General features: G+C 74.9%; 21 protein-coding genes. 13 read left to right on the forward strand and 8 right to left on the reverse strand.

Annotation, left to right across the window (positions count from 1 at the left end; all coding sequences use genetic code 11):
• Nucleotides 1–197 precede the first annotated feature (197 nt).
• Both OG871_RS26600 and OG871_RS26605 read left to right on the forward strand, forming a co-directional pair.
• Nucleotides 198–1289, forward strand: coding sequence for an amidohydrolase family protein (locus OG871_RS26600; protein ID WP_371499968.1), 1092 nt, complete (start codon nucleotides 198–200; stop codon nucleotides 1287–1289).
• A gap of 23 nt (nucleotides 1290–1312) precedes the next feature.
• Entirely contained in the window at nucleotides 1313–1990 is a 678-nt protein-coding gene (locus tag OG871_RS26605) for a uracil-DNA glycosylase (RefSeq protein ID WP_371499970.1), read from the forward strand.
• Between the two features lie 51 nt (nucleotides 1991–2041).
• On the opposite strand, the gene OG871_RS26610 is transcribed toward OG871_RS26605, so the two are convergent.
• A complete protein-coding gene (locus tag OG871_RS26610) occupies nucleotides 2042–4102 on the reverse strand; it encodes a transglycosylase domain-containing protein (protein WP_371499972.1) in 2061 nt (686 codons plus the stop codon).
• A gap of 308 nt (nucleotides 4103–4410) precedes the next feature.
• On the opposite strand from OG871_RS26610, the gene OG871_RS26615 reads away from it, so the two are divergent.
• Together OG871_RS26615 and glnII are read left to right on the forward strand one after the other, a co-directional pair.
• Complete coding sequence (locus OG871_RS26615) at nucleotides 4411–5346, forward strand: SCO1860 family LAETG-anchored protein (RefSeq protein WP_371499974.1); 936 nt, start codon at nucleotides 4411–4413, stop codon at nucleotides 5344–5346.
• A 193-nt stretch (nucleotides 5347–5539) separates the two neighbouring features.
• Nucleotides 5540–6562 carry a glutamine synthetase gene (gene glnII, locus OG871_RS26620; RefSeq protein WP_371499976.1) on the forward strand — a complete coding sequence of 341 codons (1023 nt, stop codon included), beginning with the start codon at nucleotides 5540–5542 and terminating at the stop codon, nucleotides 6560–6562.
• 88 nt (nucleotides 6563–6650) lie between these two features.
• On the opposite strand, the gene OG871_RS26625 is transcribed toward glnII, so the two are convergent.
• Complete coding sequence (locus tag OG871_RS26625; protein WP_371499978.1) at nucleotides 6651–7898, reverse strand: MFS transporter; 1248 nt, start codon at nucleotides 7896–7898, stop codon at nucleotides 6651–6653.
• A gap of 70 nt (nucleotides 7899–7968) precedes the next feature.
• Here OG871_RS26625 and OG871_RS26630 point away from each other — a divergent pair, with 70 nt between their 5' ends.
• The 4 genes from OG871_RS26630 to OG871_RS26645 all read left to right on the forward strand — a co-directional run bounded on the left by OG871_RS26630 (nucleotide 7969) and on the right by OG871_RS26645 (nucleotide 11568).
• Entirely contained in the window at nucleotides 7969–8931 is a 963-nt protein-coding gene (locus OG871_RS26630) for a DUF5937 family protein (RefSeq protein WP_371499980.1), read from the forward strand.
• A 40-nt stretch (nucleotides 8932–8971) separates the two neighbouring features.
• Nucleotides 8972–10099, forward strand: a complete 1128-nt coding sequence (locus OG871_RS26635; protein WP_371499982.1) for a M48 family metalloprotease — start codon at nucleotides 8972–8974, stop codon at nucleotides 10097–10099.
• Between the two features lie 108 nt (nucleotides 10100–10207).
• Nucleotides 10208–10738 (forward strand): hypothetical protein, encoded by a 531-nt coding sequence (locus tag OG871_RS26640; protein ID WP_371499984.1) that lies wholly within the window; start codon nucleotides 10208–10210, stop codon nucleotides 10736–10738.
• Nucleotides 10717–11568, forward strand: coding sequence for an MOSC domain-containing protein (locus OG871_RS26645; protein WP_371499986.1), 852 nt, complete (start codon nucleotides 10717–10719; stop codon nucleotides 11566–11568). Before OG871_RS26640 ends, OG871_RS26645 begins: the two co-directional genes overlap by 22 nt.
• Here OG871_RS26645 and cobC read toward each other — a convergent pair.
• Nucleotides 11537–12979 (reverse strand): Rv2231c family pyridoxal phosphate-dependent protein CobC, encoded by a 1443-nt coding sequence (gene cobC, locus OG871_RS26650; RefSeq protein WP_371499988.1) that lies wholly within the window; start codon nucleotides 12977–12979, stop codon nucleotides 11537–11539. The genes OG871_RS26645 and cobC overlap by 32 nt on opposite strands.
• A 282-nt stretch (nucleotides 12980–13261) precedes the next feature.
• On the opposite strand from cobC, the gene OG871_RS26655 reads away from it, so the two are divergent.
• From OG871_RS26655 to OG871_RS26670, 4 genes are all read left to right on the forward strand, one after another.
• On the forward strand, nucleotides 13262–14152 hold the full coding sequence (locus OG871_RS26655) for an alkaline phosphatase family protein (RefSeq protein WP_371499990.1): 891 nt from the start codon (nucleotides 13262–13264) through the stop codon (nucleotides 14150–14152).
• Nucleotides 14153–14157: 5 nt separating this feature from the next.
• On the forward strand, nucleotides 14158–15450 hold the full coding sequence (locus tag OG871_RS26660) for an MFS transporter (RefSeq protein WP_371499992.1): 1293 nt from the start codon (nucleotides 14158–14160) through the stop codon (nucleotides 15448–15450).
• Nucleotides 15447–16469, forward strand: a complete 1023-nt coding sequence (locus tag OG871_RS26665; protein WP_371499994.1) for a TolB family protein — start codon at nucleotides 15447–15449, stop codon at nucleotides 16467–16469. Before OG871_RS26660 ends, OG871_RS26665 begins: the two co-directional genes overlap by 4 nt.
• A gap of 267 nt (nucleotides 16470–16736) precedes the next feature.
• Nucleotides 16737–16994, forward strand: coding sequence for a hypothetical protein (locus tag OG871_RS26670; protein WP_371499995.1), 258 nt, complete (start codon nucleotides 16737–16739; stop codon nucleotides 16992–16994).
• 115 nt (nucleotides 16995–17109) lie between these two features.
• Here the strand turns inward: OG871_RS26670 and OG871_RS26675 are convergent, their stop codons facing one another.
• On the reverse strand, nucleotides 17110–18066 hold the full coding sequence (locus OG871_RS26675; protein WP_371499997.1) for a GNAT family N-acetyltransferase: 957 nt from the start codon (nucleotides 18064–18066) through the stop codon (nucleotides 17110–17112).
• A 267-nt stretch (nucleotides 18067–18333) separates the two neighbouring features.
• A complete protein-coding gene (locus tag OG871_RS26680) occupies nucleotides 18334–18804 on the reverse strand; it encodes an OsmC family protein (RefSeq protein ID WP_371499998.1) in 471 nt (156 codons plus the stop codon).
• Nucleotides 18805–19038: 234 nt separating this feature from the next.
• Here OG871_RS26680 and OG871_RS26685 point away from each other — a divergent pair, with 234 nt between their 5' ends.
• Nucleotides 19039–20220: a DUF4190 domain-containing protein gene (locus OG871_RS26685; protein ID WP_371500000.1), complete on the forward strand. Its 1182-nt coding sequence runs from the start codon at nucleotides 19039–19041 to the stop codon at nucleotides 20218–20220.
• Here the strand turns inward: OG871_RS26685 and OG871_RS26690 are convergent.
• Genes OG871_RS26690 through OG871_RS26700 form a run of 3 tightly spaced genes read right to left on the reverse strand, consistent with a single transcriptional unit; the run spans nucleotide 20217 to nucleotide 24274 of the window.
• Nucleotides 20217–21611, reverse strand: coding sequence for a cobyrinate a,c-diamide synthase (locus OG871_RS26690; RefSeq protein WP_371500002.1), 1395 nt, complete (start codon nucleotides 21609–21611; stop codon nucleotides 20217–20219). The two genes, OG871_RS26685 and OG871_RS26690, sit on opposite strands and share 4 nt — an antisense overlap.
• A 4-nt stretch (nucleotides 21612–21615) precedes the next feature.
• The gene (gene cobO / locus OG871_RS26695) at nucleotides 21616–22221 is read right to left on the reverse strand and encodes a cob(I)yrinic acid a,c-diamide adenosyltransferase (protein WP_371500004.1); all 606 of its coding nucleotides are present in this window, start codon (nucleotides 22219–22221) and stop codon (nucleotides 21616–21618) included.
• A gap of 4 nt (nucleotides 22222–22225) precedes the next feature.
• A complete protein-coding gene (locus OG871_RS26700; RefSeq protein ID WP_371500006.1) occupies nucleotides 22226–24274 on the reverse strand; it encodes a putative cobaltochelatase in 2049 nt (682 codons plus the stop codon).
• Between the last annotated feature and the right edge of the window lie 10 nt (nucleotides 24275–24284).

The following is a 24284-nucleotide window of genomic DNA, read 5'->3' on the forward strand; positions in this document are numbered from 1 at the left end:
GAACAGCGGACCGTGCGCGCGATAACCCTCCGGGTGCCGGAGGCGGGCTGCGCCAGGCGGCGAGCAGGTCGGGCGCGACGCCGGGGCATGCACCATCGCTCACCTGCTGTAGTGGTGTGAACCCGGACGGATGCGGGGGCAAGTCCGCCGCATCGCGGTCTGCCGGCGGGCGGAGCGGCCTCGGTAGAGTGCGGCCCATGAGCGACGGCGTGGTGCTGCACATCGGGGGCCGGGTGCTGGTCGGCCCCGAGGAGGTCCGGGACGAGCTGTGGGTGGTCGACGGGCGGGTGACCTTCGACCGGCCCGCGCACGCGGCCGACGTCCGGACGGTGACCGGCTGGGTGCTGCCCGGCCTGGTGGACGCGCACTGCCACGTCGGCCTGGACGCGCACGGCGCCGTGGACGCCGCGACCAGCGAGAAGCAGGCGCTCACCGACCGTGACGCCGGCACCCTGCTGATCCGGGACGCCGGTTCGGCCGCCGACACCCGCTGGATCGACGACCGCGAGGACCTGCCCCGGATCATCCGGGCCGGCCGGCACATCGCCCGCACCCGCCGCTACATCCGCAACTACGCGCACGAGATCGAGCCCGGCGACCTGACCGCGTACGTCCGCCGGGAGGCCCGGCGCGGTGACGGCTGGGTGAAGCTGGTCGGCGACTGGATCGACCGCGACCGCGGTGACCTGGCGGCCTGCTGGCCCGGGGACGCGCTGAAGGAGGCGATCGCCGCGGCGCACGCCGAGGGCGCGCGGGTGACGGCGCACTGCTTCGCGGCCGAGTCGCTGCCCGACCTGCTGGCGGCCGGGATCGACTGCGTCGAGCACGCCACCGGCCTGACCGAGGAGTTGATCCCGCAGTTCGCCGAGCGCCAGGTGGCGATCGTCCCGACGCTGGTCAACATCGCCACCTTCCCGGGCCTGGCCGCGGGCGGCGAGAGCAGGTTCCCGGCCTGGTCGGCGCACATGCGGCGGCTGCACGCGCGCCGGTACGACACGGTCGGCGCGGCCCGGGACGCGGGCATCCCGATCTTCGTGGGGACCGACGCGGGCGGCTCGCTGGCGCACGGCCTGGTGGCCGAGGAGGCGGCGGAGCTGGTGAAGGCCGGGCTGTCGGCCACCGAGGCGCTGGACGCGGCCAGTTGGCGGGCCCGCGCCTGGCTGGGCCGGGACGGGCTGACCGAGGGGGCGCCGGCCGACCTGGTGGTCTACGCCGAGGACCCGCGGGCGGACATCCGGGTGCTGGCCGATCCGCGCCTGGTGGTGCTCCGGGGGCGGATCGTCGGCTGACGTTGGGCCGATAGGGTGGCGGTATGGCACCGCGTCCCCTCCACGAGATCGTCGAACCCGGCTGGGCCGAGGCCCTGCAACCGGTGGCCGGGCGGGTCGCCGCCATGGGCGACTTCCTGCGCGCCGAGCTGTCGGCCGGCCGTACCTATCTGCCCTCCGGGCCGAACGTGCTGCGGGCGTTCCAGCAGCCGTTCGACCAGGTGCGGGTACTGATCGTCGGTCAGGACCCGTACCCGACGCCGGGGCACGCGGTCGGCCTGAGCTTCTCGGTGGCGCCGGAGGTCCGGCCGATCCCCGCCAGCCTGGTGAACATCTTCCAGGAGTACGGACGCGACCTCGGCCACCCCGCGCCCGCCAACGGCGACCTCACCCCGTGGGCCGAGCAGGGCGTGCTGCTGCTCAACCGGGCGCTGACCACCGCCCCGCGCAACCCGGCCGCGCACCGCGGCAAGGGCTGGGAGGAGGTCACCGAGCAGGCGATCCGGGCGCTGGTGGCGCGCGGCGGCCCGCTGGTGGCGATCCTCTGGGGGCGTGACGCCCGCAACCTGCGCCCCGTCCTGGGCCAGGTGCCGTCGGTGGAGTCCGCGCACCCGAGCCCGATGTCGGCCGACCGGGGCTTCTTCGGCTCCCGCCCGTTCAGCCGGGCCAACGACCTGCTGGTCCGCCAGGGCGCGCAGCCCGTCGACTGGCGCCTGCCGTAACCGCCGGCCCGGCCCGCAGGACCGGGTCCTGCGGGCCGGGCCGGGACGGCCCTACGGCAGCGGGACCTGGGCGAGCGGCCGCGGGGTGGTCCCGCGCAGGGCGCCGGTGACCGCGTCGCGCCAGATCGGGCCGGCCACGGTGCCGCCGGACGCCGAGCCGACGGACTTCCCGCCGATCCTCCGGCCGTTCAGCGAGGCCTGGTTGTCGGTGTCGCCGACCACGGTGGCGGCCGCCAGTTCGGGGGTGTAGCCGACGAACCAGACCTGCTTGGAGCCGTTGGTGGTACCGGTCTTGCCGGCACTGTCACGGTCGTCCAGGCCGGCCCTGGTGCCGGTGCCGTCCTGCACCACGCCCTTGAGCATGGTGGTGAGGGCGTCGGCGGTCTGCGCCGACATCGCCTGCCCGCAGCCGGCGGCGGGGACCTTCAGCGCCCGGCCGTCCGCCGTGGTCACCGAGGCGATCGCGACCGGCCTGCAGTAGGTGCCGTGCGCGGCGAACGCGGCGTAGGCGCTCGCCATGTCCAGCGGGCTCAGGCTGTTGCTGCCGAGCGCCATCGACGGCACCGCGTCCAGCTTCGTGCCGCCGGCCTGCTGGGTGATCCCCAGCCGGTTGGCCATCTGCGCCACGGTGCACAGGCCGATCTCGCCCTCCAGCGCGGCGAAGTAGGTGTTCACGGACTTGGCCATCGCGGGGCCCATGGTGAACGGGCCGGACAGGTCGCTCTCGTCGTTGTGCACCTCGCCGCCCTGCGGGTAGCGGCCGCCGTCGCAGTTCTTCATGGCCGGCCACGGCATGCTGTACGGGGACGGGTACGACTGCGCCGGGGTGAGGCCGCCGTCCAGGGCGGCCGCGGCCACGATCGGCTTGAAGGTCGATCCGGTGGGGAACCCGAGCCCGCCGCCCATCGCCTTGCCGACGTTGAGGTTGATCAGGGTCTGGTCGGCGCCGAGGCCGTACGGGCGGCTCTGGGCCATCGCGAGGATCTTGCCGGTGCCGGGCTGGACCACGGTCATCGCGCCCGCCGCCTTGTCGGTGGCGTACACGTGGTCGGTGACCGCCTTCTGCACCGCCCGCTGCGCCACCGGGTCGAGGGTGGTGCGGATCTGCAGGCCGCCGCGGGCCCAGAGGGCCTGCCGCTCGGCCGCGGTGGCGCCGAAGGCCGGGTCGGAGGTGATCAGCTTGCGCACGTAGTCGCAGAAGAACCCCTCGCCGTCCTGCGCGGTGATGCACCCCTGCCGGGGGCGGCTGACGGTGAGCGCGACCGGGGTGGCGACGGCCTCGTCCGCCTGGGCCCGGGTGACGCTGCCGTACTCGGCCATCTTGCCGAGCACCGTGTCGCGGCGCTCCTTGGCCGCCCCGGGGTTGATCACGGGGTCGTAGCCGGACGGCGACTGCACCAGGCCGGCCAGCAGCGCGGCCTGCGGGAGGGTGAGGTCCTTGGCGTGGGTGCTGAAGTACCGCTGGGACGCGGCCTCGATGCCGTACGCCTGCTCGCCGAAGAAGGTGATGTTCAGGTAGTTGGTGAGGATCTGGTCCTTGGTGAGGGTCTCCTCCAGTTTGATCGCGTACTTCATCTCCTTGACCTTGCGGCCGAGGGTCTGGGCCTGCGCGGCCTGCACCGCCTTGGGGTCCTCGCCGGCCTGGTCGACGAAGACGTTCTTGACGTACTGCTGGGTGAGGGTGGAGGCCCCTTCGGATATCCCGCCGCTCACCGCGTTCTTGTTGATCGCGCGCAGCACGCCCTTGAGGTCGACCGCGCCGTGTTCGTAGAAGCGGTTGTCCTCGATGGCCACCAGGGCGGATTTCACCAGCGGGGAGATCTGGTCGCTCGGCACCACCGTGCGGTCCCGCTCGTAGACGGTGGCGATCACGGTGCCGGCCGCGTCGTAGACGGTGGAGGCCTGGGAGAGCGGGGGCGCGGTGAAGTCGTCCGGCAGGCTGTCGAAGTCCGAGACCGCGCCTTTCGCGGCGAGCCCGACACTGCCGACGGCGGGAAGGGCCAGCCCGGCGGTGAGGACACCTGCGACGGCGCTGACGGCGACCAGCTTGACGGTGAGCCCGACGGCCCGGGTGAGCCGGGGTATGGCGGGGCGTGAGTTCGGCGAGGGCATGATCCGAGCGTAGACAGAGGACATGAGAGGAACGGCCTGATCAGGAGCCTTGGTTCGTCACAGGACTGCGACAGAAAGCGGAGCTCCCGGCTCCAACGGCGCACCGGCGGGCAATCCGCGGGACACAGCGGGACATTCTCACTCGAAGGAGTGAAATGGCTTTCTGTGTGACTCATGTGACTGATCGTTCGAAGAGACTGGCGGCAGTCGAGAGCACAAGCCCCTTCCCCCTGGCCGCTGCGGTGTGAGCCCGCGCGGGGTGAGTCCGGAGCGCGCTCTGTCCCGTCCGCACCCGTGGGGGTACCGCCATGTCCTCAGCCGTTCCCGCTCCGCGCACCGCGCTGCGCACCGTCGCCGCCGGCCTCGCCGTGTCGGCGCTCACCGTCACGCTGCCGGTCTCGGCCGCCCGCGCGGCCGACCCGGCGGCCCGCCCCGGCCGCGCCACCGCGGTGACCGCCGAGCTCAGCCTGGACGTCAGCCTGCTGAGCAAGGTCCACGTGCCGGTGGACGTCGCACTCAACCGGGTGCAGAGCCCGGCCCGGCAGGACAGCGCGGTCCTGACCGCCACGGTCGACGGGGTCGACCAGGGCCGGCCGCTGACGCTGCTCAAGGCCCAGCTCGGCAAGTCCGTCACCAGCGCCGACGACCACGGCGCCGCGGCCTCCGTCACGCTGGTCGACGCGGACCTGCGCGCGCCCGGCCTGCCGGCGACCACCCTGCTCGGCCTGGAGGCGCTCAGCGCGGAGGTGACCTGTCCGGTCGACGGGGCGCCCACCGCCAAGGTGGTGGCCCCGGCGAAGGTGACGGTGCTCGGGAAGTCGGTCACCGCCGGGCTGGACGGACCCAGCCATGTCGCGGTGCCCGGCGTCGGCACGGTGGACATCCGGTTCTCGCACCGCACCACCACCTCCGCGACGGCCGCCGCCTCGGCCCTGGAGGCGACCGTCGACGTCAACCCGCTGAACCTGAACGTCGCCCGGGTGAGTGGGCGCATCACCATCGCCTCGGTCAGCTGCGAGAAGCCCGTACCGGCGCCCGCCACGTCCGCCGCACCGGTCACCGGCGCTGCGCCCGCCACCACCGCGGGCCGCGCCGTCCCCGCCGAGGACCGGGACGCCTCGCTCGCCTCGACCGGCAGCAGCGGCACCCTGCCGCTGCTGGCCGGCGGCGGGACCCTGCTGGTCGGCGGCGTCGCCGCGCTCTGGACGACCCGCCGCCGCCGGGCCCACGCCCGCCGCCACTGACCGGTCGTGGCGGGCGGCACCGGCCCGCCGGGCCCGGTGGCGCGCCCACGGTGTGGGACTGGCACTCTCCGTATGTGAGCGTGCCGCTGCGGTCCGTTGGTTCACATGGGCGTTACATAGGAGGAACAACCGGGAAACGGCGGCTTGCGACGCTACGCGGGCACCCACCACCCAAGCAGTGAGGTTCACCGCAATGGCAATCAAGGCCGAGTACATCTGGATCGACGGCACGCAGCCGACCGCCAAGCTCCGTTCCAAGACTCGGATCCTGGCCAACGCGGACAAGCTGCCGACCTGGGGCTTCGACGGCTCGTCGACCAACCAGGCCGAGGGTCACGCCTCGGACCGTGTGCTCGAGCCGGTCGCGTCCTTCCCGGACCCGATCCGCGGCGGTGACAACATCCTGGTGCTGTGCGAGGTCAACGAGACCGACGGCACCCCGCACGTCTCCAACACCCGTGCTCTGCTCCGCCCGATCGCCGAGCAGTTCGCCGCTCAGGAGTCGATCTTCGGCATCGAGCAGGAGTACACCTTCTTCAAGGGCTCGCGCCCGCTCGGCTTCCCCGAGGGCGGCTTCCCGGCCCCGCAGGGCGGCTACTACTGCGGCATCGGCGCCGAGGAGGTCTTCGGCCGCGAGATCGTCGAGCTGCACCTCGACCGCTGCATCGAGGCCGGCCTGGCCATCTGCGGCATCAACGCCGAGGTCATGCCCGGCCAGTGGGAGTTCCAGATCGGCCCGGTCGACGCGCTGACCGTCTCCGACCACCTGTGGGTCGCCCGCTACCTGCTCTACCGCACCGCCGAGGAGTTCGGCATCGACGCCACCCTGGACGCCAAGCCCGTCCGTGGCGACTGGAACGGCGCCGGCGCCCACACCAACTTCTCCACCAAGGCCATGCGTGAGGGCTACGACGCCATCATCACCGCCTGCGAGTCGCTCGGCACCTCGCAGGAGAAGGTCCTGGAGCACGTCAAGCAGTACGGCTTCGGCATCGAGTCCCGCCTGACCGGTCTGCACGAGACCGCCCCGTGGAACGTCTACTCCTACGGCGTGTCCGACCGCGGCGCCTCGGTCCGCATCCCGTGGCAGGTCGAGGTCGAGCAGAAGGGCTACATCGAGGACCGTCGTCCGAACGCGAACGTCGACCCGTACGTGGTGACCCGCCTGCTGGTCAACACCTGCTGCTCCGCCCTGGAGAAGGCCGGCCAGGTCTGATCCGAGGCCCCCAGCGCCCGACGCGCCCGCCGGTCCTCTCCCACCCCGTGAGGAGAGGACCGGCGGGCGCGTGCCGTGTGCCCCATCGTCAGCCGGTGCGCTCGCGCACCGCACCGGCCAGCCGCAGGCTGAGCAGCGCCCCGGTGATGCCGGTCAGCGCCGCGCCCCACCACAGCGCCGCCGGGCCGAGTCCCGCGTACACCGCCGCCCCGCCGCCGAGGGCGGCGAACCGGGCCAGCCCGCGGGACCAGTTGAGCGCACCCTGGAAGCGGCCCTGCGCGCCCGCCGGGGCGAGGTCCGCCGCGATCGAGGTGACGATGCCGCCGACGCACACCTCGGCCGCACTCCACACCACCACGGTCAGTGCGAACTCCCAGGTGCTGTCCGCCAGCCCGGTCAGCCCGATGCCCACCGCCGCCAGCACCGACGCGAACGACCACACCCGCAGCCGGTCGAAGCGGGCCAGCCAGACCGAGGCGAACGGCTGCAGGGTGACCACCAGCAGGGCGTTCACCACGGACGCCAGCCCGAAGGTGGTGGCCGGCAGCCCGTGGTCCCGGACGGCCAGCGGCAGGGTGAACTCGGTCTGCGCGTAGACCGCCTCCGCGACCGCGCTCAGCGAGATCAGCAGCAGCATCGGCCGGTCCCGCAGCACGACCCGGTAGCCGCCGTCGTCCGAACGGCGCCGCGGCGGGCCGGCGGCCGCCCGCGGCAGCCGGACGGCGACCAGCGCGGCGTACGCCAGGCAGGTCACCGCGTCCAGCGCGAACAGCAGGCCGTAGCCGTGCGCCACCAGGAAACCGCCGAGCGCGCCCGCCACGGCGCTGCCCACGTTGATCGCCCAGTGCAGCAGCCCGTAGGCGATCTGACGACGGGCCGGCGCCACCGCCCCGGCGATCACCGCGCCGGCCGCCGGCGGGTACACCGAGCCCGAGGCGCCGAGCAGCGCGGCCGCCGCCGTGAGGGTGGCCAGGCCCGGCGCCGCGAACAGCAGCCCCTGGCCGGCCGCCGTGGCCAGCAGCCCAACCAGCAGGGTCGGCCGGGTGCCGAACCGGTCGGTCAGCAGCCCGCCGAGCACCGGCCCGACCAGCCCGCCCGCCCCGAGCGCCGCCAGCACGTACGGGACGCGGTCGGTGGCGATGCCGCGCGAACCGAGGAAGAACACCAGGAACGGGAGCACCATGTTCCCGACCCTGTTCATGGCGGTACCGCCGATCACCACCCAGAACGGCCCGTCGAAGCCGCCGAAGCGCCCGGCGAGGACGGTACGCACCCGGCCGGCGGCGGGTGGTGGCGGAGCGACGGGTGGGGGAGAATGCAGGGTCGGCGAGGTCATGGGGGAATCCTGCGTCCGTGCTCCTCGTTGCCACCATTCATTCGGTCAGGGCTGAATCCTGGGGGTACGCATGCTGGAACTGGCCTTCTCCGCCCGGGATCTCGCCCGCACCCGGCTGGCCGTCTCCCCGCTCTGGGAGACCGTCACCAGCCTCCGGGTGCTGCAGTCGGAGCGGATCCGCCCGCTGCACCTGCGCTGGGCGGCCCGCACCAGGCCACGGCTGCGCGACCTCGCCCTGCTTACCGCCCTCGTCCCGGTGCACGGCTACATCCCGGACTTCCTCAACCCGCCGGCCGCCTCCGCCGTACCGTCCTTCGACGCCGAACTGGCCACCGTGGCCCGCACGGGCCACGCGCGGATCCGGGCCGACCTCGGCCGGCTGACCCGCTGGACCCCGGAGGTCCAGGCCTTCCACGACGACCCGGCCGCCGGGCTGACCCGGCTGACCGCCGAGCTGACCCGCTACTGGGAGGTCGCGCTCGCGCCGTACTGGCCGCGGCTGCGGGCCGTCCTGGAGGCCGACGTGCTGCACCAGTCGCGGCGGTTCGCGGCCGAGGGCGCCGCCGCGGTGCTGCGCGAGCTGAACCCGCACGTGGAGTGGGGCGACGAGGTGCTCAGCATCCCGAACTCGCTCTGCGGCAGCTCCAGCAGCCTGGCCGGGCGGGGGCTGCTGCTGGTGCCGTCCGCGTTCGTCGGCCCGTCCGTGCTGATCGTCGACGCCCCGCCGGAGACGGTGCAGATGTGCTACCCGACCCGGGGCGTCGGGACGCTCTGGGAACAGGCCCCGGCCCAGGTGCCGGACGCCGTCGCGGCGGTGCTCGGCAAGTCCCGCGCGCTGCTGCTGACCGAGCTCGCCGAACCCGCCTCCACCACCGAACTCTCCCGCCGCACCGGCCTGTCCGCCGCCGGAGTCTCCCAGCACCTCACCGCGCTGCGGGCAGCCGGCATCGTCACCTCGCACCGGGCCGGCCGCTCGGTGCTCTACCAGCGGACGGCCGTCGCCGACACCCTGCTGGCCGCCGCGGCCGGCTGACCCTCCCGGCGGCCCGCCGGCGCGTCCTAGGGTGGTCGCCATGGACGACTTCACGCCCGAACAGGTGGCCCGGGGACGCGCGCTGCGACGGGCCCAGGTGCCGTGGCTGCTCGCCGGCCGGCTCGCCGCCCTGGCGCTCTCCCTGGTGCTCGGCCTCACCCCCGCCGGCGCCGGCCTGGTGACCGCGGCCGGCGGCCTGTTCGGCGGCTCGCGGACGGCCGAGGTGCTGGCCGGCGCCGCCGCGCTGGTGCTGCTCGGGCAGCTGCTCGGTCTGCCGTTCGCCGCCCGGGTCCGGGTGGTGCGCGGCCGGTACGGCCTGGTCACCCAGGGCTGGGGCGGCTGGGCCGTGGACGCGCTGCGCGGGCTCGGCCTGACCCTGCTGCTCGGGCTGCCCCTCGCGTACGGGCTGTACGCGCTGACCGCGTGGTCCGCGCAGGACTGGTGGCTGCCGGCGGCCGGGGCGGCGGCGCTGCTCACCGTGGCGCTGTCGTTCCTCCACCCGCTGCTGTTCGAGCCGCTGTTCAACCGCTTCACCCCGATGCCGCCGGGGCCGCTGCGGGACGCCCTGCACGCGCTCGCCGCGCAGGACGGCATCCCCGTCCGCCAGGTGCTGGTGGCCGACGCGTCACGCCGCACCACCGCGCTCAACGCCTACGTCTCCGGCCTCGGCGCCACCCGCCGGATCGTCGCGTACGACACCCTGCTGGCAGCCGCCGAGCCGCGCGAGGTCGAGCTGGTGGTCGCCCACGAACTGGGCCACGTCAAGCACCGCGACGTCCTCACCGGCACCGCGCTGGGGGCGGTGGGGGCCGCGGTCGCGGTCGCCGTGCTGGGCCTGCTGCTCTCCTGGCCGCCGCTGCTGACGGCCGCCGGCGCGACGGACGCCGCCGACCCGCGCTCACTGCCGCTGCTGGCCGCCTGCGCCGCGCTGATCGGCGCCGTGAGCGGCCCGGCCCAGTGCGCCGTCAGCCGCCGGATCGAGGCCCGCGCCGACCGGCACGCCCTCGAACTCACCGCCGACCCGGACCAGTTCGTCGCCATGCAGCGCCGGCTGGCCGTCACCAACATCTCCGACGTCGACCCGCCCCGGCTGCTGGAGCTGCTCTTCGCCACCCACCCCAGCGCCGTTCGCCGGATCGCCGCCGCCCGCTCCTGGCAGCAGACCTGACACCCCGTTGCCTTCGCAACGTGAAACCCGGGAGCGGCCCGTCGGATATCGCTGGCGCCGGACGCGCGCAGGCCGGAGGATGGGCCCGTGGATCCGGGAGGGGGAGTCGTGCGACCACTGCTGCTGCTCGACGTCGACGGCCCGCTCAACCCGTACGCGGGCAAGCCGCACCGCCGTCCGGAGGGCTATCTGACCCACCGGGTCCGGCCGGCCTCGTGGATCGCCCGGCAGACCGACCGGCCGCCGCAGTACGCCAAGCCGCTGCGGCTGTGGCTGCACCCCGGGCACGGGCCCGCGCTGCGCGCCCTGCCGTTCGAGCTGGTCTGGTGCACCACCTGGAAGGACGAGGCCAACGAGCACGTCGGGCCGCTCCTCGGCCTGCCCGAACTCCCCTACGTGGACTGGCCGTCCATGCACCACGGGGACCCGGACGGGCTGCACTGGAAGACCAGGTACCTGGTCGAGTGGGCCGCGGGCCGCCCGTTCGCCTGGGTGGACGACGAGCTGGAGCCGCAGGACACCGCGTGGATCGCCGCCCACCACCCGGCCCCGGCCCTGACGCTGGCGGTCGACCACCGGGTGGGGCTGCAGCCGGCGGACTTCGCCCGCCTCGACGCGTGGGCGCGGGCCCCGAGGTGACCCTCGGCGTGCTCGGGAGCGTGCACCGGTACCCGGTGAAGTCCATGCTGGGCGAGGAGTTGGCGCAGGCCGAGGTCACCCGGCGCGGCGTGGCCGGCGACCGGGCGCTCGCCCTGCTCGACCGGGAGAGCGGCCGTATCGCCAGCGCCAAGCAGCCGCGCCTGTGGCAGGGGCTGCTCGGCTACGCCGCCACCCGCACGGACACCGGGGTCCGGATCGAGGCGCCCGGCGGCAGATCCCTCTGGAGCGCCGACCCCGGAGTCCACGAGGGGCTGTCGGCCGGGCTCGGCCGCGCCGTCACCCTGATCGACTCCCCGCCGGCGGGCGCCGAGCTCGCCCGGGCCGTCCCCGAGGAGGTGCTGGCGCGCGGCAGCCGCGCCGACGTCGCCTTCACGGTGTCGCAGCTGGGCCGGGCCGCGCCGCCCGGCACCTTCTTCGACTTCGCGCCGCTGCACCTGCTGACCACCGCCTCGCTGGCCCGGATCGCCCGGCTGAGCCCGCGGGGCGCCGTGGAGGCGGCCCGGTACCGGCCCAACCTGGTGATCGACACCGGTGACGCGGAGGGCTTCACCGAGAACGGCTGGGCCGGTCGCGAGCTGCTGGTCGGCGCCGAGCTCCGGCTGAAGGTCCTGGTGGCGACGCCGCGCTGCGCCGTCCCCACCCTCGCGCACGGCGCCCTGCCGGGGGACCGGGACGCCCTGCGCGTACCGGCCCGGCACAACCGGGTGGAGCCGCTGCCGGGGATGGGCCCGCAGCCCTGCGCCGGGGTGTACGCGACGGTGCTGCGGCCCGGGGTGATCAGCCCCGGGGACCGGGTGCGATTCGGCTGAGCGCGGCGAGGAACCGGTCGGTGGTCCGAGGGTCGCGGACCGCGATCCGCAGCCAGTCCGGCCCGAGGCCCGGGAAGGTGTCGCCGCGGCGTACGGCGAACCCGGCCGTCCGCAGCCGCTCGCGGACCTCGGCTGCGCCGGGCAGTTCGATCAGGACGAAGGAGGCGGCCGGCACGCCGTACACCCGGACGCCGGGCACCGCCGCCAGGCCCTTGAGCAGGTGGGCGCGGTGCTCGGCGCAGGTCTCGGCGGCGCGGTCCGCCTCCGCGACGGCCGCGGGCGCGCTGCAGATCTCGGCGGCGGCCAGGGCCGGGGTGGAGACCGGCCAGAGCGGCTGGGCGGCGGAGAGTTCGGCGATCAGCCCTTCGGGGCCGAGGACGTAGCCGATCCGCAGCCCGGCCAGCCCCCAGGTCTTGGTGAGACTGCGCAACACCACCACCCGGCCCGGGAGTTCCCGCAGACCGGCCAGGGACTCGCTCTCGCCGGGGTCGGTGTCCATGAACGCCTCGTCGACGACCAGGGTGCGCCCGGGGCGGGCGAGCGCGGTCAGGTCGGCGGCGGGGTGCAGGACGGAGGTGGGGTTGGTCGGATTGCCGATCACCACCAGGTCGGCCTCCTCGGGCACCGCGTCCGGCCGCAGCCGGAAACCGTCCGCGGCGGTGAGCAGCACCCGGTGCACGACGTGGCCGGCGTCCCGCAGGGCTGCCTCCGGCTCGGTGAACTGCGGGTGCACCACGACGACATGACGTGGCGTCAGAACGCGCGCCAGCAGCACGAAGGCCTCGGCGGCGCCGGCCGTCAGCAGCACCTCCCCGGCTGGACGGCCGTGCCGGGCGGCGACGGCGGCGCGCGCGGCGGACTGCTCGGGGTAGGCCGCGAGCCCGGCGAGGGTGTCGGCCAGGTGGTCGCGCAGCCACCGCGGCGGCGTGCCGGTGCGGACGTTGACGGCGAGGTCGACCAGGCCGGGCGCGCCGACCTCGGCGTCCCCGTGGTGGCGCAGGTCGGGTTCGACGGCGACGGCCACGGTGGCCCGGGCGGAGATGCGCTTGGGGACCAGCAGGGCGCCGCCCGCGCTGAGCAGTGCCGCCGCCTCGGCCACGCTCGGGGTGCCCACCGCGGCCAGGGCCCGGTGGGACGGGTGCTCGACCGCGACCCGTGCCAGCGCCTGGGCGGTGTGGCCGGCCAGCGGCACGCCGAGCTCGGCGGCGGCCGCGCGCAACCCGGGCTCGTCGAGCCGGGCGTCCAGGGTGGCCAGCCGGGCCACCTCGGGCCGGGTGCGGCCCGCCTCGGCCAGTGCCGCGTCGATCAGGGCGAGCACCTCGTCGGCGCCCACACCGCGGCTCGCGCCGACCCCGACGCTCAGCGAGGGTCCGTGCACCGTCCCCACCCTTCTCGAAAACGACCTGGTCATCGGCGTCGAAATCCCACCACGGGGCCGATGACCGGGTCAATCGGCGGGGTTGTGAGCTTGGCCGCCGGCCCACCGGCCCGCCCGCGCCGAGGCCGTACCCGCTTCCGGTACCGACCGGCATTGTCGTGGACCTGGCCGATTCTGTTCCCTGCGGAGAGAATCGGGGGGACAGCGTTCGCCTGTTCTTCACCTGCGAAGCGCGGCCGAGTCCACCGCCGCGCTCCTAGGGTTGCCGCGCTCCAACCCCGTCGCACGCCCGTCACTTCTGTCCGGAGGACAGTCATGACCGCCGCTCAGGCCCCCAAGCGCAACCGCCGCTCCCTCACCGCCCTGGCCGGGGCCGTCGCCCTCGCCGCCACCTCGGCGGGCCTCTGGGCCGCCACCGGCTCCACCGCGCAGGCCGCCGCACTGCCGTCGCCCGACCACGTGGTCGTCGTGGTGATGGAGAACCACGCCTACACCCAGGTGATCGGCAGCTCCAGCGCGCCGTACCTGAACAACACCCTCAAGGCCGGTGGGGCGAACCTCACCCAGTCCTTCGGTCTCACCCACCCCAGTGAACCCAACTACTACATGCTGTTCTCCGGCTCCAACCAGGGCCGCACGGACGACAGCTGTGTCGGCGTCGGCTCGCTCTCCGCGCCCAACCTGGCCTCCGAGCTGATCGCGGCCGGCAAGACCTGGGCCAGCTACAACGAGGGCCTGCCCAGCCAGGGTTCGACCACCTGCAGCAGCGGCAAGTACGCCCAGAAGCACAACCCGTGGTTCGGCTTCTCCAACGTGCCGACCAGCACCGCCAAGACCATGACGCAGTTCCCGACCGACTTCACCACCCTGCCGAAGGTCTCCTTCGTCGTCCCGGACCTGTGCAACGACATGCACGACTGCTCGGTCTCCACCGGCGACACCTGGATCAAGAACAAGCTGGGCGCCTACGCGACCTGGGCCAAGACCCACAACAGCATCCTGGTCGTCACCTTCGACGAGGACAACCGCCTCTCCGGCAACCGCATCCCCACCGTCCTCTACGGCGAGCACGTCACCCCGGGCAGCTCCAGCAGCACCACGTACAACCACTACAACGTGCTGCGCACCCTGGAGGACCTGGCCGGCCTGTCCGCCCACGCGGGCAACGCCGGCTCCGCCTCCGACATCACCGGCATCTGGAACTGACACCCGTGTACCTCGCGGACTCCCGCAGCACCAAGGCCGCCGCCGCCCCGGACACCCGTCCGGGGCGGCGGCCGGCCGCCGTGCCCGGCACCGTCCTGGCCCTCGGCGCGGTCAGCCTGATCACCGACGTCTCCTCGGAGATGGTCACCGCCGTCCTCCCGCTCTACGTGGTCGCCACCCTCGGCCTGTCCCCGCTCGGCTTCGGCCTGCTGGACGGCATCAACAACGGCGTCGGCGCGCTCGTCCGGCTCACCGGCGGCCACCTGGCCGACCGCGGCGGCCGTCGCCACAAGGTGGTGGCCGGCCTCGGCTACGGGCTCTCCGCCGCCTGCAAACCGCTGCTGCTGCTCGCCCACGGCCTGCCGCTGATCAGCGCGGTGCTCGCCGTCGACCGCACCGGCAAGGGCCTGCGCACCGCCCCCCGGGACGCGATGATCTCGCTGGCCACGCCGCCCGAGCACCGCGGGCGGGCGTTCGGCGTGCACCGGGCGATGGACACCACCGGCGCGCTGCTCGGCCCGCTGGCGGCCTTCGCGGTGCTGCGGGTGGCGGGTGGGCCCCTCCTCGGCGAAGGCGCCGGGGCGGGCGGGTACGACGCGGTGTTCGCGGTCAGCGGGTGTGTCGCCGCGCTCGGCGTCCTGGTGCTGGTGCTCTTCGTCCCCCGGCGGATCACCCCGGCCGAGGCCGAACCGGCGGGCCCCCGCCCGACCCTGCGCGACTCGCTGGCCCTGCTGCACCGCCCCGAGCTGCGCCGGCTGGCCGTGTGTGCGGCCCTGTTGGGCCTGACCACAATCAGCGACTCCTTCCTCTACCTGCTGCTCCAGCGCGAACTGCGGCTTCCCGCCCACCTGTTCCCGCTGCTGCCGCTCGGCACCGCCGCCACGTTCCTGCTGCTGGCCGTCCCGCTCGGCGCGCTCGCCGACCGGATCGGGCGGCGCCGGCTCTTCCTGGCCGGCCACGGCCTCCTGCTGCTCGGCTACGGCCTGGTGCTCTCGCCGCTGCGCGGGCTGCCGGTGCTGGCCGTCGTCCTGGTGCTGCACGGCGCCTTCTACGCGTCCACCGACGGCGTGCTCGCCGCCGCGACCGCCGGCGCCGTACCGGCCGCGCAGCAGGGCGCGGGGCAGGCACTGGTCGGTACCGGCCAGGCGCTGGCCCGGTTCGCCTGCTCGCTCGCCTTCGGCGCGGCCTGGAGCCTGTGGGGCGGGCGGACCGCGCTCGCCGTCGCCGCCGCCGCGCTGGCGGCCGGCACCGTGGTGGCCGCCTTCGTCCTCCGTCCCACCGATGAGGTGTCCGCATGACCCGCAACCGCACCCGCCTGCTGATCCTGCTGGTCGCCGTCGTGCTGCTCGGCGCGGTCGGCACCGGCGCGGTGCGGTACGCCGCCGACCGCTCCGGCCGGCGCGACCAGGAACAGGCGGGCGGCCCGCAGGTGCGCACCGGCCCGGTCTCGCTGCGCCCGGACGGCCGGCAGCTGCTGGTCCGCAACCTGGCCTGGGGCCCGCACCGCGACGAGCTGGCCACCGTGGCCGCCGACCGGCCGGACGGCCCGCGCACCGTCTCCGGCGTCAAGTGCCTGCGCTTCCACGCCGCCGCCGGCACCGGAATCTGCCTGCAGGCGGAGCGCGGCGCGCTGGAGGACACCTACCGGGCGGTGGTGCTCGACGCCCAGCTGCACGAACTGCGCCACTTCCCGGCCGCCGGCATCCCGACCCGGGCCCGGGTCTCGCCCTCCGGCCACCTGGTGGCCTGGACGGTCTTCGTCAGCGGCGACTCGTACGCGGGCACCGACTTCTCCACCCGCACCGCGATCGTGGACACCCGCACCTGGGCGGTCGAGGACAACCTGGAGACCTTCGCCGTCACCAAGGACGGCAAGCCGTACCGGGCGTCCGACATCAACATCTGGGGCGTCACCTTCGCCGACGACGGCGGCTTCTACGCCACCCTGGCGACCGGCGGGCAGACCTACCTGGTCCGGGGAGACGTGGCCGCGCGCACCCTCACCACCCTGCACCAGAACGTCGAATGCCCCTCGCTGTCCCCCGACGGCACCCGGGTCGCCTACAAGAAGCGGGTCACCGGGGCCTCGCCCGACGCGCCCTGGCGGCTGTACGTGCTGGACCTGCGGACGATGGCCGAGACCGCCACCGCCGAGCAGCGCAACATCGACGACCAGGCGCTGTGGGCCGACGACGCCACCCTCGTCTACGCCCTCCCCGGCGACTACGGCTCCGACCTGTGGACCGTCCCCGCCGACGGCGGCGGTGCGGCCGGGCAGTTGATGACCTCCGCCGTCGCCCCGGCCTACCTGGGCTAGCCGCACCCGGTCGGCCGGGCCGGGGAGGCCGAGCTGCGGGGGCGCCCGGGCGATGCCAGGCTGGAACTGCGCACCTGCGGGGGAGCCGTGCCGACGGCCCCGGCGCCGCGCGCCGAACCATCCGACCGGACGGGCCCGCCACCGGACGACCCCGGGCGAGGCTGCCCCTCGGCAGGTCGATCGGACAGGCCGATCGGCGGGTCGATCGGCGGGGCAGCCGTCGGGAGACCCGGTGGCGAGGGCCCGGCACGTGCGAAGGAGTACGCCATGTCCACCGGTACCGTGCTGAGCGGCTGCCAGCTGATGAAGCGGATGGCCAAGGAAGGGCGGAAGGAGATCGAGGACGAGAAGCGGCGGATCGACCTGCTGGAGAGCCAGGTCGACGCCCTGGAGCACATCCCCGACACCCCGCCCAGCCAGATCGAGGCCCTGCGCACCCGCCTGCGCGAGCTCAGGGAGCGGCTCGAACTCGACGAGGCCCAGCAGAGCGCGTTGGAGGACGAGATCCTGGCCTCCTGCTCCTGAGCCACTGAGCCACTGAGCCCCGAGCCCCTGGGCCGTCGCGACCCCGGCCGGCACCCCGCCCGGGCCCGGCCGCCCGCGAGGGCGGACCGGGGCCGGACGGGGCCGGGAGCCGGGCTCAGGTGGCCGAGAACACCAGCCGGCGGGCGAAGTTGCGGTAGCCCGCCCGTTCGAAGGCGGCGGCCATCGGCACGTTGCCGAGGTCGGTGTCGGCCCGGATCTCCTCCGGGGCGGCCTCCGCCAGCAGGATCCGGGTGATCTCGCCCAGGATCTCGCCGACGTAGCCGCGCCCGCGGTACTCGGGCAGCACACCCAGGTAGCCGATCACCGGGAAGGCGTGGTTGCGGGAGGGGAGGCCGAACCCGACCACCTCGCCGTCGGCGTCACGGGCGACGCGCCACCAGGACCGCTCGCCGCGCATGAACGTGCGGTAGAACTCCACGTCCGCGCGGGCCTGCGCCTCGGCGCCCAGCTCGGCCGCCTCCTTGAGCGAGTGCGAGTCCAGGCTGCCGGCCAGCGTCCGGTGGAACAGGCCGACGAAGACCCCGTCGTCCGGTTCCGGCTCGAAGGCCAGCAGCCGGGCCGGCTCCGGCCGGGCGTCCTGCGGGGTCCAGGCGTAGCGCAGCCGTTCCAGCTCCGCCGGGAGCCCGGCCCGCCGGGCCGCCTCCCGGCGCCAGGTCAGGGCGGCCACCGCCTCGGGCCGCTCGTGCCAGTCGCCCGGCAGGAAGACGTGGTACTCCGGCGGGGCGTTCGGGCCGGTGGCGGCGAAGGCCGTGTGCGCGGCGCCGAGCAGCCGTGCGGCGAGGTCGGTGCGCTCCTCGCCGGTACCGAGCGACGGGTGGACGAACAGGCCGTCCAGGGCGGCGGGGCGCTCCTCGTCGGAGCCGCCCCACCAGACGGCCAGGGCCAGGACGGTGCCGGCCCCGTCCTCGGCGATCCAGGTCCGCTCGGGGCGGTACTGGCGGTCCGCGAGGTTCTCGCGGTACTTCTCGGGGGTCATCCCGCTCGCGGGATCGACGGTGACGAGGGGGAGAAAACGGTCGAGGTCGGCCTCGACGGTGGAGCGGAACAGCACGGTGCCTCCGGGGCGTGGAGCGGGAGGCGCGACTGATCGACGGTGGCTCGCTACCGGGTCCGCGGGGCGGAGGCGACAGCGGGGGCGATCGGAAGCGCCGGGTTCGGGGTGAACATCACGGAACTCCCTTCTGTGCGGGGGCCGCGCACGACGGCGGCCCGACCGGGTTGCGGGCCGCCGTCGAGGGCGGCCCGAGGTGATCACGTCACCGAGCGGTCGTCAGATTAGGGCAGAGGCCGATCGGGCGGCAACCGTTTTCGGGTCGGCTCAGACCCGGACGGACACCGTCGGATCGTGCCGGACCGGGAAGTTGACCGAGTTCGCGATGAAGCAGGAGGCGTGCGCGTCCCGGTGCAGGGCGAGGGCGCGCTCGACCATCCCGGCCTCGGCCACCTCGACCCGCGGCCGCAGTACCGCCTCGGTGAAGTGCCCGCCCGTCGCGGTCTCGGCCATGGTGCCCTCGGGCTCGTCCCGGTAGGAGACCACCACCACGCCGTTGACGGCGCAGTGGTGCAGGTACCAGAGCAGGTGGCACTGGGCGATCGAGGCGAGCAGCAACTGCTCCGGGTTCCACCGCGCCGGATCGCCGCGGAAGGCCGGGTCGGAGCTGCCGGGGATGGTCGGCCGGCCCTCGGCGGCGACCTCGTGCGAGCGCCCGTAGGCGCGGTAACCGCTGGTGCCGGTACCGAGGTTGCCGGTCCAGGTGATGCTCGCGGTGTAGCTGTGCAGCCTGTTCATGCGGTGACTCCCCGGTGGACGGGCGGACGGGTGGGTGGTGCCGGTGCCGGTGCGCACGAGGCATTCAAACACCGCGGGGAATGCGGTGGTTCGGTGATCATCCGGTCGGCTATATTCGCGCAGCCGTCGAACAGGTCCACCCGACGGCCGCCCTGTGCCTGAGGAGAGCCCGCCATTCCGTCCGACCAGACCCCGACCGACGCCTCCGACCCCACCCCGCCGCCCGGGGACGCGATGTTCCAGGCGTTCGCCCCGCCGACGGAGACCCCCGGCGCACCCCCGGTCCCGCCGCCCCACCAGCAGGCCGGGCCCCACCAGCAGCCCCACCCGCAGGGCCCCTGGCCCCACCCCTACCCGGGCTTCCCCGGCTGGGCGCCCCCGCCGCCGCCCACCGGCTGGAGCGGCTTCGCCATCACCGCGCTGGTGCTCGGCATCCTCGGCATCGCCTGCTTCCTGTGGGTGGGCGCGATCGCCTTCGGTGTCGCGGCGCTGCGCACCATCCCGCAGCGCAACCAGCGCGGGAAGGGCATGGCGGTCGCGGGCATCGTGCTGGGCACCGTCTGGGGGGTTCTGCTGGTCCTCGGCGCCGTCGTCGGCGCGCTGGACCGGGCCAACGACCACACCGACGACCGCGGCGTGCGGACCGGCCGGGTGAGCGTCGACGACCTGCGCGTCGGTGACTGCTACACCCGGCCCAAGGACCTCGACCGCGCCACCAGGCTGACCCTGGTGGCCTGCGCGGCCGCCCACTACGGCGAGGTGTACGCCGACGGCGACCTCCCCAAGGGCGACTACCCGGGCGAGGAGAAGGTCACCGCGGCGGCCGAGAAGCTCTGCGACGCAGGCCAGGAGAAGTACACGATGGACGAGCTGGCCGTCCCGGACCAGGCGGAGCTCTTCTACTACTACCCGCAGAAGGCCGGCTGGGAGTGGGCCGACGACCGGCGGGTCATCTGCGTCTACTCGTTCGGGCACGGCGACCGGACCGGATCGCTGCGCCGCGACGCGAGCAACCTGACGGCCGAGCAGACGGCCTACCTGAAGGCCGTCAAGCCGTTCAACACCGCGCTGGAGCACAGCCCCGACGCCGAGGACCCGGCCGAGGACCCGGAGGCCTTCCGCGCCTGGGCCAGGGAGCTGGCGGACGGCGCCGACGCGGAGGCGGGCGCCCTGGAGTCCGGCGGCTGGAGCGCCGCCGCCCGGCAGCCGGTGGCCGACCTGGCCGCCGCCGTCAGGCAGGAGGCCGCGCACTTCCGCGCGGCCTCGCAGGCCGCCGACCCGGCCACGGTCGAGCACGAGCTCGCCGCGGCCCGCAGGGGTGCGGTGGCCGCCAAGGCCATGGCCGTGCGCACCGCGCTCGACCTCGCGACCTCCGGCTCGCACGGCGGCGACGGCTCGGCCCCGATCGCGGTCTAGGGCGACTCGGACGGGCCCCGGCCCTCGGCGGCCGGGCGGAAGAGCGCGGCCGCGCGCACCAGCCGCTCGGCCGCCTCGGGTGCCCCCGCCCAGTGCAGGTGCAGGTACGAGGCGTGCACCGAGCCGCGGACGAAGCCCTCGGTACGCGGGCCGGTCGGCGCCCGCCAGGCCCAGGCCGGCTGTTCGCCGCTGCCCGGTTCGCAGACCGTGCGGTGGAACTCGTGCCCGCGCACCCGGGCGCCGGCCCGGGCGAGCGGGCTGTCGCCGAGTGCCACGGCCTCCCGGTAGCCGAGGGTGAGGCGTTCGGTCATCCGGGCGGTGGTGTCCAGTACCCCGCACATCGGCCTGCCGTCCAACTCCTGCCCCAGGTAGAGCAGTCCGGCGCACTCGGCGGCGATCGGCGCACCCGCGGCGGCGAGCCGGGCGACGGCCGCGCGCAGCGGGGCGTTCTCGCTCAGCTCGGTCACGTACAGCTCGGGGAAGCCACCGCCGATCACCAGGGCGGCGGTGTCCTCGGGCAGCGCGGGGTCGCGCAGCGGGTCGAAGGTGACGACCTCGGCGCCGGCGGCGGTGAGCAGTTCGGAGTTCTCCGCGTACGAGAAGGAGAACGCGGCCCCGCCCGCGACCGCGATCCTGGGCCGGCCGGGCACCGGCGCGACCTCGGCGGCCGGGTCCCAGGGGTCGGCGGCCAGGGGTGGCGCGGTCGCGGCGAGGGCGAGCAGGGCGTCCAGGTCGACCGAGCGGCCGATCAGCTCGCCCATGTCGTGGACGGCCCGCAGGGCCTCCGTGGTGCGCTCCACGGCGGGGATCAGCCCGAGGTGGCGGGAGGGGGTGGCGACCGAGGCCGTCCGCCGGACCGAGCCGAGCACCGGGACGCCGGAGCCCTCCTCCAGGGCCTCGCGCAGCAGCTCCTCGTGCCGGTCGGAGGCGACCCGGTTGAGGATCACCCCGGCCAGGCGGACCTCCGGGTCCCAGGACGCGAAGCCGTGCACCAGTGCGGCCACCGAGCGGGACTGCGAGGAGGCGTCCACCACCAGCACCACCGGCGCCTTGAGGATCTTGGCGACCTGCGCGGTCGACGCCAGCTCGCCCCGCCCGGCGGCGCCGTCGTAGAGCCCCATCACGCCCTCGACCACCGCCACGTCGGCGCCGGCCGCGCCGTGCAGGAACAGCGGGGCGACCCGCTGCGGCCCGCACATGTAGGCGTCCAGGTTGCGGCCCGGCCGGCCGGCCGCGAGCGCGTGGTAGCCGGGGTCGATGTAGTCCGGGCCGACCTTGTGCGGCGAGACGGTGAGGCCGCGCGCGGCCAGCGCCGCGATCAGCCCGGTGGCGACGGTGGTCTTGCCCGCCCCGGAGGAGGGGGCGGCGACGACGAGACGGGGGATGGTCAACGGATTACCACTCGATACCGCGCTGGCCCTTGCGGCCGGCGTCCATGGGGTGCTTGACCTTGGTCATCTCGGTGACCAGGTCGGCGAGTTCGGTGAGCGGCTCCTTGGCGTAGCGGCCGGTGATCACCACGTGCTGGCTGCCCGGGCGGTCCCTGAGCACGGCCACCACCTCGTCCACGTCGACCCAGCCCCAGTGCATCGGGTAGGTGAACTCGTCCAGTACGTAGAAGCGGTAGGTCTCGGCGGCGAGGTCGCGCTTGACCTGCTCCCAGCCCTCCTTGGCCGCCTCCTCGCTGGACTGCTCCATCTCGGCCGAGCGCTGGACCCAGGACCAGCCCTCGCCCATCTTGTGCCAGTCCACCGTGCCGCCCTGGCCGGAGGCGCCGAGCACGCGCAGCGCGTTCTCCTCGCCGACCTTCCACTTGGCGGACTTGACGAACTGGAACACCCCGATCGGCCAGCCCTGGTTCCAGGCCCGCAGGGCCATGCCGAAGGCGGCGGTGGACTTCCCCTTGCCGGGGCCGGTGTGCACGGCGGTGATCGGCAGCGTCCGGCGCTGGCGGGTGGTCAGGCCGTCGTCGGGGACGGTCTCGGGCTTGCCCTGCGGCATGGGATCACGCGGCCTTTCGGTCGTGGTCGGCGGAGCGGTGGGCGTGCACCAGGGCGGCCACGCCCTCGGCGCGCAGCTCGTCCAGGGTGACGGCGGGGGCGTTCAGCCGGGCGGCCAGGGTGTGCGCCAGGCCGAGCCGGACGGGGCCGGACTCGCAGTCCAGCACCACGGCGGCCAGGCCCTGCGCGGCCAGCAGTTCGGCGGCCCGGTTCGCCTGCGCGAGCGCGTCCCGGCCGCCGGTCGCCCGGCCGTCGGTGACCAGCACCAGTAGCGGGCGGCGGTCGGGGTCGCGCATCCGCTCGACCCGCAGCACCTCGTGGGCGCGCAGCAGGCCGGCGGCCAGCGGGGTGCGGCCGCCGGTCGGCAGCCGTTCGAGCCGGGCCGCGCCGACCTCCACCGAGGAGGTCGGCGGCAGTACCAGGTCCGCGGCCGAACCCCGGAAGGTGATCATGCCGATCTTGTCGCGCCGCTGGTAGGCGTCCATCAGCAGCGACAGCACGGCGCCCTTGACGGCGGTCATCCGCTGCCGGGCCGCCATCGAGCCGGAGGCGTCCACGACGAACAGCACCAGGTTCGACTCCCGGCCCTGCCGCACCTGCTCCCGGAAGTCGTCCCGGTGCAGCACCAGCGCCCGCGAGTCCCGCCCGCGCGCCACCTGGTGCGGGGCGGCGGCCTGCAGGGTGGCGGCCAGGTGCAGGCGGGCCAGCCGGCCCTGCGGGCGGCGGGCCCGGATGGTGTGCCCGCTGTCGGTCTCGGCGGGGGAACGGCGCCCCTGGGCGCCCTTCCCGGTGCCGGGCACCTTGAACAGCCTGGTCCGGTACGGCTCGCCGGAGGCCACCGGGGTGGACTCACGGCCGCCGCCGGGTGCCGGCTGCGGCGCCGGGGCGCCCTGCTGCTCGGCCTCCTCGGGTGCGCCGGCCGCGCTGCCGTCCTGCGGCGGGCCGCCGGGCTCGGGGGCGCCGCCGCCGTCCGGGCCGCCGCCGTCCCCGTCCGGGCCGCGGTCGGGGTCCTGGTCGGGGTCCTCGGGGCCGTCCGGCTGACCGGCGTGCTCCTCCAGGGTCCGCTCCAGCTGCTCCTCGTCCAGCCCGGGCGCGTCGAAGGGGTTGCGGCGGCGCCGGTGCGGCAGGGCCAGCCGGGCGGCCTGCCGGACGTCCTCCTCCTCGACCTCCGTGCGGCCCGCCCAGGCGGCCAGCGCGACGGCGGTGCGGGCCATCACGATGTCCGCCCGCAGGCCGTCCACCTCGAAGGCGGCGCAGACGGCGGTGATCTGACGCAGCGCCACATCGCTCAGCCCGACCTCGGGCAGCAACGCCCGCGCGGTGGTGATCCGTTCGGCGAGCGCCCGCTCGTCCTCGGCGAACCGGGCGGCGAAGCCCGCCGGATCGGCGTCGTACGCGAGCCGCCGCCGGACCACCTCGGCGCGCTCGGCGGCGTCCCGGGTGGCCGCGATCTCCACGGTGAGCCCGAACCGGTCGAGCAGCTGCGGGCGCAGCTCGCCCTCCTCCGGGTTCATCGTGCCGACCAGCAGGAAGCGGGCCGCGTGCCGCACGGACACGCCCTCGCGCTCCACGTACGAGCGGCCCATCGCGGCGGCGTCCAGCAGCAGGTCCACCAGGTGGTCCTGGAGCAGGTTGACCTCGTCGATGTAGAGCACACCGCGGTGCGCCTTGGCCAGCAGACCGGGCTCGTAGGCCTTCACGCCCTCGGCCAGCGCCCGCTCCAGGTCCAGCGAGCCGACGATCCGGTCCTCGGAGACGCCGACCGGCAGCTCGACCAGGTGCGCCGGGCGCAGCTCGGTGCCGGGTACGGCGTGCGGTGCGTCCGGGCACTGCTGGTCCGGCGCGGCCGGGTCGCAGGCGAACCGGCAGCCGTCGACCGTCGCGATCGACGGCAGCAGGCCCGCCAGGGCCCGCACCATGGTGGACTTGGCGGTGCCCTTCTCACCGCGGACCAGCACTCCGCCGACCGCCGGCGAGACCGCGTTGAGCAGCAGCCCGAGCCGCAGGTCGGCCATGCCGACGATCGCGGTGAACGGGTATCGGACGTCACTCATCAGTCGTGCC

Origin of the sequence: Kitasatospora sp. NBC_00374 (genome assembly GCF_041434935.1) — a bacterium.
Classification (GTDB): Bacteria; Actinomycetota; Actinomycetes; order Streptomycetales; family Streptomycetaceae; genus Kitasatospora.

Coding starts and splice junctions, on each gene's coding strand:
- OG871_RS26600 (WP_371499968.1), top strand. CDS start 198: ATGAGCGACGGCGTGGTGCTGCACATCGGGGGCCGGGTGCTGGTCGGC.
- cobC (WP_371499988.1), bottom strand. CDS start 12,979: ATGACCAGGTCGTTTTCGAGAAGGGTGGGGACGGTGCACGGACCCTCG.
- OG871_RS26655 (WP_371499990.1), top strand. CDS start 13,262: ATGACCGCCGCTCAGGCCCCCAAGCGCAACCGCCGCTCCCTCACCGCC.
- OG871_RS26700 (WP_371500006.1), bottom strand. CDS start 24,274: ATGAGTGACGTCCGATACCCGTTCACCGCGATCGTCGGCATGGCCGAC.
- OG871_RS26625 (WP_371499978.1), bottom strand. CDS start 7,898: ATGACCTCGCCGACCCTGCATTCTCCCCCACCCGTCGCTCCGCCACCA.
- OG871_RS26670 (WP_371499995.1), top strand. CDS start 16,737: ATGTCCACCGGTACCGTGCTGAGCGGCTGCCAGCTGATGAAGCGGATG.
- OG871_RS26665 (WP_371499994.1), top strand. CDS start 15,447: ATGACCCGCAACCGCACCCGCCTGCTGATCCTGCTGGTCGCCGTCGTG.
- OG871_RS26685 (WP_371500000.1), top strand. CDS start 19,039: ATGTTCCAGGCGTTCGCCCCGCCGACGGAGACCCCCGGCGCACCCCCG.
- cobO (WP_371500004.1), bottom strand. CDS start 22,221: ATGCCGCAGGGCAAGCCCGAGACCGTCCCCGACGACGGCCTGACCACC.
- OG871_RS26630 (WP_371499980.1), top strand. CDS start 7,969: ATGCTGGAACTGGCCTTCTCCGCCCGGGATCTCGCCCGCACCCGGCTG.
- OG871_RS26615 (WP_371499974.1), top strand. CDS start 4,411: ATGTCCTCAGCCGTTCCCGCTCCGCGCACCGCGCTGCGCACCGTCGCC.
- OG871_RS26680 (WP_371499998.1), bottom strand. CDS start 18,804: ATGAACAGGCTGCACAGCTACACCGCGAGCATCACCTGGACCGGCAAC.
- glnII (WP_371499976.1), top strand. CDS start 5,540: ATGGCAATCAAGGCCGAGTACATCTGGATCGACGGCACGCAGCCGACC.
- OG871_RS26610 (WP_371499972.1), bottom strand. CDS start 4,102: ATGCCCTCGCCGAACTCACGCCCCGCCATACCCCGGCTCACCCGGGCC.
- OG871_RS26635 (WP_371499982.1), top strand. CDS start 8,972: ATGGACGACTTCACGCCCGAACAGGTGGCCCGGGGACGCGCGCTGCGA.
- OG871_RS26605 (WP_371499970.1), top strand. CDS start 1,313: ATGGCACCGCGTCCCCTCCACGAGATCGTCGAACCCGGCTGGGCCGAG.